General features: G+C 50.6%; 12 protein-coding genes. 6 read left to right on the forward strand and 6 right to left on the reverse strand.

Annotated features, from left to right (window positions below; translation table 11 throughout):
* Positions 1–58: 58 nt before the first annotated feature.
* Positions 59–1654, reverse strand: coding sequence for a WD40 repeat domain-containing protein (locus KHS78_RS07890; protein ID WP_211826971.1), 1596 nt, complete (start codon positions 1652–1654; stop codon positions 59–61).
* 417 nt (positions 1655–2071) lie between these two features.
* Here KHS78_RS07890 and brnQ point away from each other — a divergent pair, with 417 nt between their 5' ends.
* The 3 genes from brnQ to KHS78_RS07905 all read left to right on the forward strand — a co-directional run bounded on the left by brnQ (position 2072) and on the right by KHS78_RS07905 (position 5857).
* On the forward strand, positions 2072–3394 hold the full coding sequence (brnQ, locus tag KHS78_RS07895) for a branched-chain amino acid transport system II carrier protein (protein ID WP_211826973.1): 1323 nt from the start codon (positions 2072–2074) through the stop codon (positions 3392–3394).
* 125 nt (positions 3395–3519) lie between these two features.
* Positions 3520–4755 carry a sterol desaturase family protein gene (locus KHS78_RS07900; protein ID WP_211826975.1) on the forward strand — a complete coding sequence of 412 codons (1236 nt, stop codon included), beginning with the start codon at positions 3520–3522 and terminating at the stop codon, positions 4753–4755.
* 52 nt (positions 4756–4807) lie between these two features.
* On the forward strand, positions 4808–5857 hold the full coding sequence (locus tag KHS78_RS07905) for a saccharopine dehydrogenase family protein (RefSeq protein WP_211826977.1): 1050 nt from the start codon (positions 4808–4810) through the stop codon (positions 5855–5857).
* Positions 5858–5895: 38 nt separating this feature from the next.
* On the opposite strand, the gene KHS78_RS07910 is transcribed toward KHS78_RS07905, so the two are convergent.
* Entirely contained in the window at positions 5896–6690 is a 795-nt protein-coding gene (locus tag KHS78_RS07910; protein ID WP_211826979.1) for a DUF177 domain-containing protein, read from the reverse strand.
* 265 nt (positions 6691–6955) lie between these two features.
* Here KHS78_RS07910 and KHS78_RS07915 point away from each other — a divergent pair, with 265 nt between their 5' ends.
* Entirely contained in the window at positions 6956–7702 is a 747-nt protein-coding gene (locus KHS78_RS07915) for an SDR family oxidoreductase (RefSeq protein WP_211826981.1), read from the forward strand.
* A gap of 137 nt (positions 7703–7839) precedes the next feature.
* Complete coding sequence (locus KHS78_RS07920) at positions 7840–10050, forward strand: multiheme c-type cytochrome (RefSeq protein WP_211826984.1); 2211 nt, start codon at positions 7840–7842, stop codon at positions 10048–10050.
* Between the two features lie 102 nt (positions 10051–10152).
* On the opposite strand, the gene KHS78_RS07925 is transcribed toward KHS78_RS07920, so the two are convergent.
* From KHS78_RS07925 to KHS78_RS07940, 4 genes are all read right to left on the reverse strand, one after another.
* Entirely contained in the window at positions 10153–11463 is a 1311-nt protein-coding gene (locus KHS78_RS07925; protein ID WP_211826987.1) for a HupE/UreJ family protein, read from the reverse strand.
* A gap of 8 nt (positions 11464–11471) precedes the next feature.
* Positions 11472–12377, reverse strand: coding sequence for a peptidylprolyl isomerase (locus KHS78_RS07930; RefSeq protein WP_211826989.1), 906 nt, complete (start codon positions 12375–12377; stop codon positions 11472–11474).
* A gap of 67 nt (positions 12378–12444) precedes the next feature.
* Complete coding sequence (locus KHS78_RS07935; protein ID WP_211826991.1) at positions 12445–13032, reverse strand: HupE/UreJ family protein; 588 nt, start codon at positions 13030–13032, stop codon at positions 12445–12447.
* A gap of 111 nt (positions 13033–13143) precedes the next feature.
* The gene (locus KHS78_RS07940) at positions 13144–13731 is read right to left on the reverse strand and encodes a HupE/UreJ family protein (RefSeq protein ID WP_211826993.1); all 588 of its coding nucleotides are present in this window, start codon (positions 13729–13731) and stop codon (positions 13144–13146) included.
* 330 nt (positions 13732–14061) lie between these two features.
* Between KHS78_RS07940 and KHS78_RS22560 the strand changes: the two genes are divergently transcribed.
* Entirely contained in the window at positions 14062–15342 is a 1281-nt protein-coding gene (locus KHS78_RS22560) for a helix-turn-helix transcriptional regulator (RefSeq protein WP_211826995.1), read from the forward strand.
* Positions 15343–15347: the final 5 nt, after the last annotated feature.

The raw sequence follows: 15347 nt of genomic DNA on the forward strand, positions 1-15347 counted from the left end.
TGAAGCCTGATTGAACAGTATCCATAGTTAAACCAGAAAAACCCCAAAGCTATAACCATTATTGGCTATCAGTACTGCTGGTAGACTCATCACTGAACAACTGCCCAAAACGATAAGAGGTCGATGACGATGTCGAGTCAGAGGAAGTAGTAATATCACTCGCTACTTCCTGAATCGAAAGGGCATCCTTATGTTCTAAATATTCAGGCGCAGATGGAAATATGTCCCATTCAATAATCTTTTTATCAGCACCACAGCTTAGAAATTCCATCTCACTAAACTTTAATCCATAGATCACTTCATTAACATGTTTCTCAAGACCTGCGATTTTTTCCCATTCATCCTTCTTTTCCTGTGGGATAGGTTCAGCGTCACTCGTAGAAGGCACCACACTATCGGAGGCTTTAATGCCAATATTGGCAGCTCCAATGAAACGAGGTTCTCGTCGCCCCCAGACAACCGCAGACCAATCCAGTGAACAGGTGATAAAACATCTGGAAGAGATAATCGTTATACTATTAATTAGCGCTTCATGCCCATCAAGCACTTGAACGATTTCCCATTTTTCATGATTCGAAGCATCGTACTGTTTTTTTATAATACATATTTCATTTTCATCTGAGGCCGCGACCAGTCTATCCATCCCCAGAGATTTGCATTGAGTAACCCCATTATGAGTTAAAGAATATGAGCTAAACCACCGGTTCATTCGACAATCAAATTTCCAGAATCGTAAAGTAAAGTCAATTGAAACGGACACCAGCCTGCATTGAACTAATTCAAGTACATTATCATAAGGCTTCAGTATTTCCAGTGATTCAACAGAATCCGTATGCCCTGTTAAATATTGCACTGGAGACCATCGTTTTTTTATTTCACCCCACACACCAATGGATTGATCTACGGATGACGAAAATACAAACATTCCCATTAAAGAGACGAGCCCTGTTACAGTGTCAGTGTGAGAAAGCTCTCTGACACAGCGCCAGCCCACAACAGGAAAAGACTTATAAAACTTAATTTTATTATGACAAGCATAGGAAAACGAATCACTATCCAGCCTCGTTAAATGATCAACAATACCCTCTGCGTTAGAGATAGTCTTTACACAGCGCCATTGTTCCTGAAAAATCCTTTCCCAAACTTTAACGTCTCCCCCCTGCGCGCAGGATACCATTACTGAGGGACTCAACACCTCAACGCCATAGACTTCATCTATATGGTCACGTAACTCATTCCTGCAAACCCATCCTTTTACTGTTTTCACCCAAACACGAAGAGAGCAATCATCAGAACATGATATCAAAGAAGGTGATTCATTTTTTTCAATTCCAGGAACAACAATCATTCTTCTTATTTTACCCGTATGCTCTGTGAGTATTTCTTTCGCCAGAACACTTGAGTCTGTATTATTCGAACTTACTGAAAAAATTCTTTTACACCTCAACACCTCAACCTGTCTCTTTAGCATCGGTAACGTACAACCAAAAGTACGCTGTGCGTTCAATACATACAACACAGAATTTGTATTCACTTTGCGAAACCTGAAAGCCGAGCGAATCACAGCATCACTATCAAGATAGTTAACTTGCGCTCCCTGATTCATTCCTACACCTGAAAACTCCATCAAACACCCTTTCAATACATGTAACATAGACTCCTATAGACAATGGAATCTTTATTTTATTCACGGTTTAACAACACCGGTCATGGATCCTGACTATCTTTTTTCGCACCCAGCCCAATTAAGTAAAAACCCCTAGAGACACCCGCATAGATAATCCATTAGCGTTAGATAAAGGCTTTCTTGAATGCAGGATCTTATCAAAAACATGAACTCGGTTACGTTACATTCAGACTCTCAAAATGCTGTAACCGGCATGTTGTCCTGTGTTGCCCTGCTACTATCTGCTGCCCTGCTACTGAGACGCGGGTTGGCAGTGTAGTATTTACAAACACTGTCGGCCCTTACGGAAAGGGCCGATGGTTGTCGCACCGCCTTCATACACGCAACCAGAATCCCCACCCGTAACGCTGACAGTCTCCATCCATCTGATGACACGAGGCTGCTGTGAAGACAACGAACATCGCCGCATTGGGACTCATGACCTTCTCCTTGTTTTTAGGAGCGGGCAACCTTATTTTCCCCCCCATTATCGGTTACCTTGCTGGCGACCAGACCTGGCAGGCCGGCGCCGGCTTTATCCTTGGTGATGTGGGGCTGACCCTACTCGCGCTGATTGCGGTTGCCGTGAGTGGCGGCCCTGACAAGGTGGTCAGGGATTTTTCCCCAGCGATCCAAAAACTCTTCTGGGTCGTGCTGTTCATTGTGATTGGCCCGGCTTTTGTCATCCCCCGCGCGGTCATGGTCGCTTATGAAACCGGCTTCATGCCCTTTTTCCCCAACACGGGGGATACCGTATTCCATGGCTATGTCGTGATTTACCTCGGTATTACCCTGGCCCTGACGTTGAGACCGGGGCAGTTAGTCTCCACCATCGGCAAATGGATGACCCCGTTGCTCGCGTTGATGTTGACCACTATAGCGGTGGGCACATTGATCAATCCGCAAAGCGCCATTCAGTCGGCCCGCGGCGTTTATGAAAGCCAGCCTGTCGCTGAAGGCCTGATCCAGGGATACCTGACCATGGACGTGTTGGGCGCCCTTGGCTTTGGCTGGATTATCACCACCGCCATCAAAAGCCTGGGGGTCAGCAGTGGTCGGGACATTGCCCGTTATACAACCATGGCCGGCCTGATTGCCGCCATCGGTATGATCCTCATTTACAGCGCCCTGTTCTATCTCGGCGCCACCAGTCATGGATTGGTGCCGGATGCCAGCAACGGTGCTCATATCTTGTCCACCTATGTCGCCGCCTTATTTGGCCCAGCCGGCAATATGGTGCTGACTCTTGTTATCACGCTCGCCTGTTTGACCACCTGTATTGGCGTCACCGGAGCCAGCGCAGAATACTTCAGTAAAACCTTTACATCGTTTAGCTATCATCAGTATGTGGCCGCTATCGCTGTAGCCTCAGCCCTGGTTGCAACCGTCGGTCTTGACCAGTTGATCGTGCTGACGGTTCCAGTCATCGTGACCATCTACCCGGTGGCCATCGCGGTCATCATCATGCCATTTATCCGTCGTTTTCTGTTTTACCCGACTGTGATCACCCGTGTCGTCAGTGCGACAGCCTTACTGTTTGCTATCCCTGATGGCATCAAGGCCGCTGGATTTATGCCCGAAGCAATTAATACGATTTTGAGCCAGCACCTGCCGCTGTTCGAACAGGGTATGGGATGGGTCGTTCCCGGCATGATCATGCTGATTGTGAGCATTGCTGTCAGCCAGTGCTTGGGTTGGAACAGACCGTCAGAGGAAGCGCCCTGCTAACCAGCCATGCCCCTCCAAACCATTAACCGTTTGGAGGGGCTGCTACTGGCAGGATTTGGCAGCGGGGAGCAATAGTGTTAAAAGTGTCGCAATAACAAAAACAACAAACGACAGGGACATGCGCCGTGAGCTACATTCTTTACGCCATCCCGGTTTTCTTTCTGCTGATCACGCTTGAGATTCTAGCGACAGTCATTCGCAGAAAAGACTATTACCGTACGAATGATGCCATCAACAGTATCAGTACCGGCATGTTCAGCACCGCCGCCAATCTGACGACAAAAGTTGTCACTTTCACGATCTATGTGGTGGTCTTTGAATACCTTGCACCTATTCAGCTAGACGCCAGTCACCTATGGGTTTGGGTACTTGGCTTTTTTCTGAAAGATTTTTTCTATTACTGGTATCACCGCGCCGGTCACGAGATCAATATCCTCTGGGCCTCACATGCGGTGCATCACCAGAGTGAAGAATACAACATGACAACCGCCCTGCGACAAACGTCCACGGGGTTCATCTTCAACTGGATTTTTTATGTGCCGGTCGCCTTAGCGGGCATTCCACCGATGGTCTTTTTTGCGGTCAGCTCTATCAACCTGCTCTACCAGTATTGGGTTCATACCCGCCATATCCCGCAGCTTGGCTGGTTTGAATGGTTCTTTATCTCGCCCTCCAACCACCGTGTTCATCATGCCAAGAATCGCCGTTATCTGGATAAAAATTACGGTGGGGTTTTTATTATCTGGGATCGTTTGTTCGGCACCTATGCGGAAGAAGATGACAATTATGAACCTATTCGCTACGGCACACTGAAGCCTTTGCGCAGCTGGAATCCCTTGTGGGCCAACCTGCAACTCTATGTGCAGCTGTGGCAGGACGCTATCAAGACCCGTAGCTGGAAAGAGAAACTGACGCTATGGTTTCGCCGAACCGGTTATCGGCCAGCGGATGTTGCCGCACCGATGAAAATGCCGGATATCCATGCGTATGAAAATTACAATCCCTGCGTCAATCCTGTTCTGCAGGCTTATGTTGTTTTCCAGTTTCTGATCTTGATCATCGGCACTGTTCTGTTAATTGCAGCCAACGACATACTGTCGGTTGGGTTAACGGTCTTGTGGACAGTGATGCTGGGTTACCATCTGCTCATCATCGGATGGTTACTGGAAAAGAAAGGTGGTTTTGTCTGGCTTGAGATGTCCCGTTTTGTGGCTGTCATTCCCGCACTGATACTGACGCAACGTGAACTATCACTGACGCATGACAGCATGCTATTCCTTGCGGTTTATGGCGTACTGTCACTGGCAGCCATCTCGATAGTCGGGTCAAAAAAGACAATTGTCAGCTACCAGAATTCCTGAGACTATGGCGATCCAATAAACATGAGCGGCTCCTGCGCAGTAAGGAAAGACAATGGCTAAATGGATGATTTACGGCGCCAACGGTTACAGCGCCAGACTCGCCGTTCAGGCGGCTAAAGAACAGGGGCTTCAGCCCGTTGTGGCCGGACGTAACAGGGAAAAAGTCGAGGCCATCGCCCAGCAGACCGGCCTCGAAGCCCGTGTCTTCAGCCTGGACAACAGCGCAGATATCATCACCAACCTGCGCGATATCAAGGCAGTTATTCATTGTGCAGGTCCCTTCTCTGCCACCGCTGCCCCCATGATGGAAGCCTGTCTGCAAAATGGCACCCACTATGCGGATATCACCGGTGAGATTCCGGTCTTTGAACATGGGCAGACATTGCATGAGCGTGCCCGTGAAAGCAATGTGGTGCTCTGCCCCGGCGTCGGCTTTGATGTCATACCGACAGACTGCATTGCCGCCTGCCTGAAAGAAGCCCTGCCCGATGCCACTGAACTGAACCTGGCATTTAATGCCGGAGGCACCCTCAGCCCCGGAACAGCAAAAACCTCTGTTGAAATTCTGGCGGGCGGCATAAAGATACGTCGCAATGGAGAGCTGGTGACAGTACCGCGCACCTGGAACATCAGGGACATTGATTATGGCCGCGGGCCTCGCACATCCGCCGTGATTCCCTGGGGGGATGTCTCCACTGCGGCATGGACGACAGGTATCAAGAATATCGCCGTCTATATCCCGGCACCGGGCAGCCGAATGATGCTGAAAGCCACCAGCCTGGTGGCACCGTTACTGAAGCTGAAACCCGTACAACAGTTCCTTAAAAAACGTATTGAGAAATCCATACCCGGCCCTACCGCCGAACAACGGTCTGCCCGGAAAACCCTGCTCTGGGGCGAGGCCATCAACGCCTGCGGTCAGCGGGTAGAAGCACGGCTGCAAACAGCGAATGGTTATGATGTGACGGTCGCCGGTATTCTGGCCGCCGGTAAGATGCTGGCCGATTACCAGGGTGAAGGCGGTTATTTCACCCCATCACAGCTATTTGGGCCACGGATCATTGAGTCCTTACCGGGCTCAGGCAAGATTGAAATTCTCTAAAAACCAGTGGGCATACCCGTCGTAAGTATGCCCTTCCATCACCAGGCTTTTTTCATTCGCCAGGTCGTGGCTGAACTCAACAGGCCCTGCGTATACACCTTGTAATCAATGGTCAGATAAGCGCCGGACACTGTGATTGTCCTGACGATTTCACGCACGGTGCTTAACCGCTTGAAGCGAATCTTTTCCTCTTTATCGTCCGACTCTTCATCCTCTATCTCTGGAAGAAGCGACACTTCATCCTCTATCGCTGGCAGAATCGACACTTCATCATCCACTGGTAAAATGGACACTTCCCCTTCACCTTCGTCGTCCTTATCGCGTTTTATGGGTTGACGGTGTGTCACCCGAAACGTCTGGATGAATGTCAAATGCTGGTTGTCGAGCGAGACCAGCGCAACATCACCGGATGCATTGTTCACATCAATGCGCAGAAAATCGCGACTGGAAAACAAACGCAGGGTTTCACGACGGCTCGTCTTTTTTTGCGGTGAATACAGATCGGCTTCCAATCGGATATTGCCGGATGAATCCTGCTTGACGGTGGCGGTTAGCTGGTAATTATCAGGCTTCTTACGCGGTGTATTTTCAGTCCCCATGCAAAAGTAGCCATGGGTCTCACCTTCCCATTGCTTCGCCATCTTACGAAACAGGGTATCTATCTGACGCTGTTCGCTGCTGGTCAGCTTACGCGCCTCGGTCGGCTCAAATGCTTTCCCACTGGCAGCCAGGGGAGAGGCTGAAAAACAGTCAGCCGCTGAAACCGGCGTCAGGCCCAGTAAGCCGACCAGCATGATAAGCCAGGATAATACGGGATTCCTGATCTTTCCCATTTCCGATTCCTCATCACCCATTGTTCTTATTGCCAGGCAAGCGCTTTATCACTGCCACGGGCACCGCCGGGGAAGCATAATAACGAAACCGGCATGTAAGTGCTAAGTTCTCCTATGCGCGTTGTGACAGCGGTAATACTTATCCACGCTCAATCAACATCATTGTCAGCAGGAGTGACTATCCTGTCAGTTCATTCGCTCAAACCCTGTTGAGTAATCCCTTGCCCTGTCAATAACTGACTCATCGCCAACAACGGAGACGACCATGGCACCACTCACTTACCAGACAGCATTGGTCACCGGTGCATCCAGTGGCATTGGCGCCAGTATTGTCAGGGCGCTGACTCAGCAGGGTGTCACCGTTTACGCGCTGGCAAGGCGCGAAGATCGACTCACCGCCTTGGCGGCAGAGACAGGCTGTACACCGATAGTCCTTGATCTTTGTGATAGCGATGCACTGTATGACCGGCTCTCTGGCCTGGACGTCGACATATTGGTCAGCAATGCGGGAATGGGCATTGGCTATACCACACTCTGTGAAACCACACGGCAAGACATAGAGTGCACGATTAACACGAACTTGATCGCTGCTATGCAACTCATCAATGCCATCGTTCCAGGGATGGTCGCCCGCGGGAAAGGCCATATCCTGCATATTGGTTCGATTGCGGGACTCTACCCTTTGTTTTCATCCGTTTACGGGGCCAGCAAAGGAGGGATCCATCTGCTGTGTCAGAATCTTCGACTCGAACTCAAGGGGACACCGATTCGCTGTACCGAAATCTGTCCAGCCCGGGTGGATACGGAGTTTTTTGATGTCGCCTATAAAGACCCGGACACCGTTAAAAAAATAAAGACGGAAATCGACCTGCTCAAACCCCAGGATATTGCCGATGCGGCATTATATGCCTTATCAGCCCCTCCTCATGTGAATATTGGATTGATTGAAATCACACCGACCGAGCAAATGGCTGGCGGACTGGTGACGTATCCGCTGAATAGCGCTAAATAATGCCGCTGGAAACCACCAGTAACATTGAGCCCTTTAACCTTTTGAGACCATGACCTGAAATGCAGTATTGACAACAGTGGACGCGAACGGGATAAAGACTGTCTTGAGCAGGCATTCAGATAATAAAGACGTAATCCATGGATATAACATGCTCAGCTTCCCGGAACGCTTCACTGCTTGTCTGTCTTCTATTACCCGTTTTGCTGCTATTCAGCACGGGCTTGTCTGCGGAATCGGTCAAACAGGCTGCTACGCCAGATAATGCTGATTATGTCGGCAGTCAGGCTTGCGCCAGCTGTCATCAGGAAGCCTTTACCGATTGGCAGACCTCTGATCATTCTCAATCCATGCAACCGGCGACCGAAGACACGATCTTAGGCAATTTTGATCATGCAGAATTGACCTATAACGGTGTGACCAGCCGATTTTATCAACGTGATGGGCAGTTTTTTGTCCGGACGGATAATGAAGATGGCGAACTTCAGGAATACCCTGTTTCGTACACTTTCGGTTTCGATCCTTTACAGCAATACCTTATCCAACAGCCCGATGGCCGGCTGCAGGCATTAAGCATTGCCTGGGACAGTCGCCCGGAGAAACAAGGCGGGCAGCGCTGGTTTCATCTCTATCCTGATGACGCCATTGACGCTGCAAGCCCCTTGCACTGGACTAAAGCCTTTCAAAACGCCAACTCCCGCTGCGTGGATTGCCATACTACCAATCTACAGAAACACTATGACAGCCAGAACAATACCTTCTCCACAACCTGGTCTGACGTGAATGTTGCCTGTGAAGCCTGCCATGGCCCGGGCTCTGGGCATCTCAAAGCCGTTAAAAGCACACACAATACTGAAGAAGAAAAAGCGCTGATTTACAGCAACATACTCAGGTTAACGAATAAAAACCGCTGGGTTCATACGCCCGACAGCGATACCGCACATAATCTGAATACAGAATCAGGACAGCAAGTGGACACCTGTGCGAGTTGTCATGCATTACGTGCCAACATCGCGCCGATACAACCCGGAAACCATTTTCTGGACCAATTCCAACTTCGTTTTCTCGAACCCGGTTACTATCAACCTGATGGCCAGATAGACGGTGAAGTGTTTGTTTATGGTTCCTTCCTGCAAAGCAAAATGCATCAGAAGGGTGTCGTCTGCTCAGACTGCCATAACCCTCACTCCGGCAAGCTGAAAATAGCGGGTAATCAACTCTGTACCACCTGCCACAAGGCAGATGTGTTTGATACGGAGCAACACTCCCGCCATCCCCTGGATAGTGAGGGAGCACAATGCGTCAGTTGCCATATGCCATCTAAAAACTTCATGGTGGTTGATCCAAGACGGGATCACAGTTTCTCTATCCCCCGGCCAGATCTTAGTGTCGATCTGGACACCACCAACGCCTGCACAACTTGCCACACCGACAAGACAGACCAGTGGGCAGCCAATATCGTAAAAAACCATTGGCAGGTAGACCTCTCGCAACACCCGTCACCGGCAAAGGCTTTTGCCAGTGCACGAGACAGGCACCCAGAGCGTGTGACGGAACTGCGCTATGTGGTGGCGAATGAAGCACTGGCTGATATCGTCAGAGCGACCGCCCTGCACCTTCTGGCCAATGAAACGGAGACAGATAACCGACAGCTTGCCCAGCACTACCTCAAACACCCCTCACCGTTGATGCGGATCGCGGCTGTCAGAGTGCTGGAAACGTCTGCCAATCAGGAATACCGACCGTTACTGGATGCATTGAAAGATCCCATCAAGGCTGTACGTATTGAAGCGGCACGGGCATTGATGCCCCTGCACCCGCAACTGGTTCGCAGCGGCCATGCCGACCTGATTAATCCTGCCATTGAAGAATATAAACACACCCAGCGGTTAAACAGCGACATGCCCAATGCCCAGTTAAACCTTGCCGATATAGCCCTGGCGCAAAACAACCCGATCGCCGCAGAAGCCGCCTGGCAACTGGCCATCAAACAGGCGCCCGACTATGGCCCGGCCTATATTAATCTGGCGGATTATTTCCGCCGGAGTCATGATGACACGCAGGCGCGCCGTATCCTGGAAGACTTCCTCAGTCGCGTCGACGACTATGCTCCAGCGTATTACGCACTGGGACTTTTAGAATACCGACAACAACAAAACGACAAAGCGTTGATCAAGCTACAGCGTGCCTATCAACTGGATCCTCACACCTTTAACCATGCCATTGCCTATGTGCTGATACTGGAAAAGGTTGGCCGCACTCAGGATGCTATTCAGGTGATTGATGAGGTTGAAAGTCTTTATCCTGAAAACGCGACCCTCAATAACCTGCATAGCCGCCTGACCCAATAGTCATGCTTTAACGGGTAATAAGATGTGCCACTGAAATAAAAGCGAATGAGTCCGCCTCCTTACTCATAGGCTCAGAGAGAAACCACGACGGTGTGACTCACATTAAAAAGAGCGTTCCAGAAACCAGAATGTCCCCATACCCGCGATAACCGTAATGGATACATTGGCATAAAGACGAGGCAAAGCGCCAAAGGCTTGTCTATAAAACCAGGCCGCTGACACCAGTATCAGCAAAAGTAACAACTGCCCTATTTCAACCCCAACATTGAAAGCAATTAACTTGCTGAAGAGGAAATCACCCGACAATCCCATGGAGAGAAAACCACTGGCAAAGCCAAACCCATGAACGAATCCGAACATGGACGTCAGCAACGCCTTACGTCGATGGGAGATTAACCCCGTTTGCTGGCACAAACGCAGATAAGCAATACAAAAAACACCCATGAACAGTATGCCGACAGTCATAGCCACCGGATAACCCAGCGATATTCTGGCAATAACGACAGCCAACGGCAGCAAGGTGACCAGCATCAGAACCTTTCTGCTGTTACGGTTATTGATCAGGCACTCACAGGCCATCACCAGGATGCTGAACCCGATAAAGACTTCGACCAGGGGCACCTCCGGCGAAGCAAACTCCAGCACCGCAATCGACAGGCTCAGGCTATGGCCAATGGTGAAGCCGGTTACCATCCAGGCCAGTGCCACAAATGAGCGGGCCACCAGCAAAATCCCGAGTAAAAATAACAGGTGATCCGGCCCCATCAAGATATGCTGGCTGCCTATCGCGATATGGTCCACAACCACTTGGGCAAGGGACTCGTTCGATACCATTTCACCGGTGGGAGTAAACGACAAAACCTGCTCACGACGGGCATTGGAAAACAGGTATTCTGATTTTCCGGCCTGATCCATCAGGTTTACCGTGGCGTAGTGCACATGGTTGTAGGCGTAATCCTGAAATACGCCCATGACAACCGACACCGCCCGTGTATCCGCGGGACATTGAAAGCGTGCTTCCAGGCGCGAAAAACCGGCACGTGCCGCCATCACCTGAGGTTGGCCAACTGGACGACAGGCATCCCCCGAGTTTTTCGACTGGATGCTGACAGACTCCGAGAAATGATCAACCAGTTGCTGATCCAGCGCCTGTTTATTCGGTACCCCCCCGGCAACAGGCAACCTGCCAATTTCACGGGAAAGCACATTAAACGAAAGCGCCAGTTCACCATCCGCCTGAAAATACCAGTGAGAGAATGATTCGCTACGGTTGTGTGCCTGCACTGACGGCGCAATACCGGCCGTAGACAGGAAAACGGTCAGGCAGAGCAGGGCCAGACACCAGCGCTGACACCACATCGCGGGATCAGCCCCGTCACCACTCACGCAACCAAAAACACTATTGAGGCGCATAACCATCCTCAACCATTAACCTGGACATTGCTGAAAACTTCAATCTCGGCGCGCTTCTTTAACCATTCCAGGTAGTCCCGCAATGCCGTATCACTGCGGGTGCGAATGAACTCCGATTCCACCAGCTCACGTACCTCCGGGAAGGGGCGCAACTCACCGGCTTCTTTTTCAGCCAGGTAGTAAACGGACGCCTGTTGTGCGTTTTTGACCACCATCTGGGTATATCCGACCTGTGCATTCATCATCGCGAGAGTCGGTGTCGGGCCAATATATTCCCGAAGCTTCAGTGGAGGGAGCAGTGCATCAGGCAGGTAGCGGTCAATGGTAATGTGTGTGTCCAACAGGCTTTCCAGTGATTCCCCACCCAGAACTGCCTGTTCCAATGCGCTGGCAGAGGCCTCGGCGTCAGCACCGGAAACGTCCAGCTTTCGGACTCTCAGTCTTTCCGTTTTCTGGAAATAACCGCTGTTCTCCTCATAGTACGTTCTCAGTTCCCGCTCAGACGGTTGATAACTATTGGCATCCGCCGTAACCATGCTGATCATCGCACTGACAATCGTGCCACGGGTCTGTCGATCGGTCTGGGGTAGCAAAACCTCCAGACCTCGCTGCACCAGCAATTCTTCTTCAATAATCCGCTGCAGGACAAAATCGGCATCCAAATTGGTCAACGGATTTCGTTTATCGTCCGCCAGCGCCCTCACCTGATTGATATAGCCATCACGGTCAATGGCAACGCCATTGACTGTGGCCACAGGCATTGCCTGATCAAAGGTGGCCAGTGAGGAAGCAACGTTATCCCAGAGCAGGCTACCCAGAAACCCCAGGCTACCGACCAGAATGCCGAGCCAGAGGAACATCGTCGGAAAAGCCTCTGTGTGTGACGGATGATTGTTATTGTTCTGCGACGTCATGACAGACCTCATATGACAGCCGTTGCCTGTTCCTGCCAGACATCCAGCAAACGCTGTTGATTGTTCATTACCCCGATATCTGTGACAGGGCAAACACCAGAAATGCACTGGCAGTGATCCATGACCCCACGATTCGCACACCGATGCCTTTTAAGGCCGTGCTGCGGCACCAGGTAGCCAACCCCATGGCATAAAGGAGCAGCAGGCAGATCCCGATCAAGGTACCGGCCGCAGACAGCAGCCAGGTGGTCCCACTGAGTTCTGCCTGGGATGAATCTATCCCAATCACAAGCACCAGCAAGGCACCGACAATCACACACCAATGCCAGCGAAGCGACGGCTTACTGGCAACCAGGAGTCCAACCACCGTGGCACCTGCTAATAAGTAGACATCAACGTTTATGACCGGGACCCACAGGGTAACCAGCAGTCCCACAACCGCAGCGGTGGGAATAACAAGGGGAGCAACACGAACATCCGCAGGCTTCTGCTGCCCCAGCAACAGACCAAGGGACAACAGAACCAGCAGCTGGGTCGGAACCAGCAAAGGATGCAGCAGACCATTGTAAAACTGGTTCAATCCTGCCACAGGGCTATGGGCCAGCACGGAGCCCGAGACAAGAGACAACAGAACAACCTCAAAAACCCGGCGCATACAATCAATTACCCCCTGCGCTGGCTGGATGTTGTTTCGAAACGGCCACACAGGCGAATCAATTCCTGTCAGCCTGTATTTCAATCATCCGTAATCCAACAACAACCGGTGCTAAACGGCGCCAGTCAGAAAACCAATGCCAGCAAGCGCAATCACTGCACCGCCGACTTTGATGGCTATCTGCCCCAGGGGCCATTTCACCAGGTAACCCAATGCGATACCGCCAAGATGGAGCATTCCTGTGGACAGAACGAATCCGAGACTATAGGTCAGCGCATTGGCCGCATGAGGCAATTCTGTGCCGTGTGCGTGCCCATGAAAAATGGCAAACAGGCCGACTAATACCGCCGCAACACCAAGGGGTGGACGCACCGCAAACGCAACCATGACACCGAGAACCAGCGCAGATGCAGCAATCCCGGTTTCAATGCCTGGAACAGGTACACCCAAGACCCCCATCGCCCCCCCCAAAGCCATCACCAGCGGGAAAACGACAGGTAACACCCAGATGGCCGGCCGGCCCAGAAAGGCACCCCATAAGCCTACAGCCACCATTGCTGCTACATGATCCCAGCCAAAAAGAGGGTGAAGTAGGCCCGAAATAAATCCTGATGCAGCATCCACATTTTCATGGGCACTGGCCGACATGGAAAAAACCAGTGAGACCAACACGATAGGTATAATTCTGGTGATTAACATTGCGTACCACTCCTGCCAGAAAATTTTGTTGTTCTTATCACTGAACCTGTACGCCGGAATGACAGAGCTTGCTGTTTTTATAGAGCCAGTCTGCGTTGATAATTGTGATTTCTTTTGCGCATACGGAACCAGCTCAGCGCAATATAACAGATTAAAAATGGAATGTAGCACCCAAGTACAAACACCTAGCCGATAATTTTGTCAGTTCTTTGTAAGGCCATCTCAACCACACGTTTCTGTATTTGAAAGCCGGCGACCAACTACTTATTATCGAGCCAAACAACAAGCACAAGCATTCATAACCGGAAGCCAATATAAAAAGATGTACCTGTGACTATCATCGATGTTTTATATGCCTTGGGCATCATTCAGGGAATGACACTCCTGATCGTACTGCTATCCATCAAGGGAAGCAGGCAACAGGCCAACAGAATCATGGCTGTCATGGTGGCAGTGCTGGTTCTGCAGCTTGGGCATTACCTGTTGCTCCGTCACGGTTTCTTTCTTGATCACCCGGCCACGGCGCTAACCCATATCCCTCTCGACTACCTGGTGGGTCCCCTGCTCTATTTTTACGGGCTTGCGCTGGTGCAGCAGTCATTCCGACGTATACAACTGCTGCATTTTCTCCCGGCGTTGCTGGCACTAGTGCCGATGATTACCTTCAATAATCTCCAACCGGATTACCAGGTCGCATTTCTCAAATACCTTTGGTTCAGGGAACTGAGTCTTAACCAGGTGAACCTGTCACAACTGCCTTTGCCAACACTCTGGAGCCTGTGGATCAAATATGCTTTACACGGCACACTGTTCCTGATGCATGTAGGTTTTTACTGCCTGTTGCTGCACAAAACCATCAAAATGCATCGCCGGCACCTGATCAGACACTATTCGTCTATCGAGGAAAGGGATCTCAAATGGCTCCAGAATCTAAACTTGGGATTGATTACCTATCTGCTGATATTTCTGGTATTCAACCGAATCCCAAGACTGATCACAACCCCTGGAAGCCCGGCCAACTTCAATCCGCAACTGGTACTGGTTCTGCTGGTACAGGCCATTGCACTGGTTTCCCTGTGGCAGCCTGACTTGATTCATGGGCGACAGTCTTCCAAAGACCGACAACCCGATAACACTCCAGATCCAGATAGCGACAAGACGGAAACCGAACCCTCCAAGTCCCCTGCTGAAGATATTTCTGTTGCCAGGCCAGCCGAAGAGTTTGATGAAAAAGAGGCCTATAAACGATCCGGATTGAGCCTGGAAATCGCACAGGAATACCGCATAAAAGTCATGCATGTGATGCAGGAAAGGCAACTGTACCTGGATAATGAACTGACGCTGAATGATCTGGCGGAACAGGCGGATATTCTCCCCCACCACCTGTCCGAAGTTCTGAACAGACAGATGAATCAGAACTTCTACAGTTTTGTGAACGACTACCGCGTTCACTACGCTAAGGAGCTACTCTCCAATCCTGAAACCCGGGATATGCCCGTGGTCGAACTGGCGTTCGAGGCTGGCTTCCGATCCAAGTCATCGTTTTATGATGCGTTCAAAAAGGCTACCAGCAGCACCCCGACGCAATACAAGAAAAAGTGCCTGGCTTAACTTGC

It is taken from the genome of Kistimonas asteriae, from assembly GCF_018263925.1.
Lineage (GTDB): Bacteria > Pseudomonadota > Gammaproteobacteria > Pseudomonadales > Endozoicomonadaceae > Kistimonas > Kistimonas asteriae.

Excerpts from the sequence above, each read along its gene's own strand:
- KHS78_RS07890 (WP_211826971.1), bottom strand. The coding sequence starts at position 1,654 with ATGTTACATGTATTGAAAGGGTGTTTGATGGAGTTTTCAGGTGTAGGA.
- KHS78_RS07905 (WP_211826977.1), top strand. The coding sequence starts at position 4,808 with ATGGCTAAATGGATGATTTACGGCGCCAACGGTTACAGCGCCAGACTC.
- KHS78_RS07910 (WP_211826979.1), bottom strand. The coding sequence starts at position 6,690 with ATGGGAAAGATCAGGAATCCCGTATTATCCTGGCTTATCATGCTGGTC.
- KHS78_RS07915 (WP_211826981.1), top strand. The coding sequence starts at position 6,956 with ATGGCACCACTCACTTACCAGACAGCATTGGTCACCGGTGCATCCAGT.
- KHS78_RS07920 (WP_211826984.1), top strand. The coding sequence starts at position 7,840 with ATGGATATAACATGCTCAGCTTCCCGGAACGCTTCACTGCTTGTCTGT.
- KHS78_RS07925 (WP_211826987.1), bottom strand. The coding sequence starts at position 11,463 with ATGCGCCTCAATAGTGTTTTTGGTTGCGTGAGTGGTGACGGGGCTGAT.
- KHS78_RS07930 (WP_211826989.1), bottom strand. The coding sequence starts at position 12,377 with ATGACGTCGCAGAACAATAACAATCATCCGTCACACACAGAGGCTTTT.
- KHS78_RS07935 (WP_211826991.1), bottom strand. The coding sequence starts at position 13,032 with ATGCGCCGGGTTTTTGAGGTTGTTCTGTTGTCTCTTGTCTCGGGCTCC.
- KHS78_RS07940 (WP_211826993.1), bottom strand. The coding sequence starts at position 13,731 with ATGTTAATCACCAGAATTATACCTATCGTGTTGGTCTCACTGGTTTTT.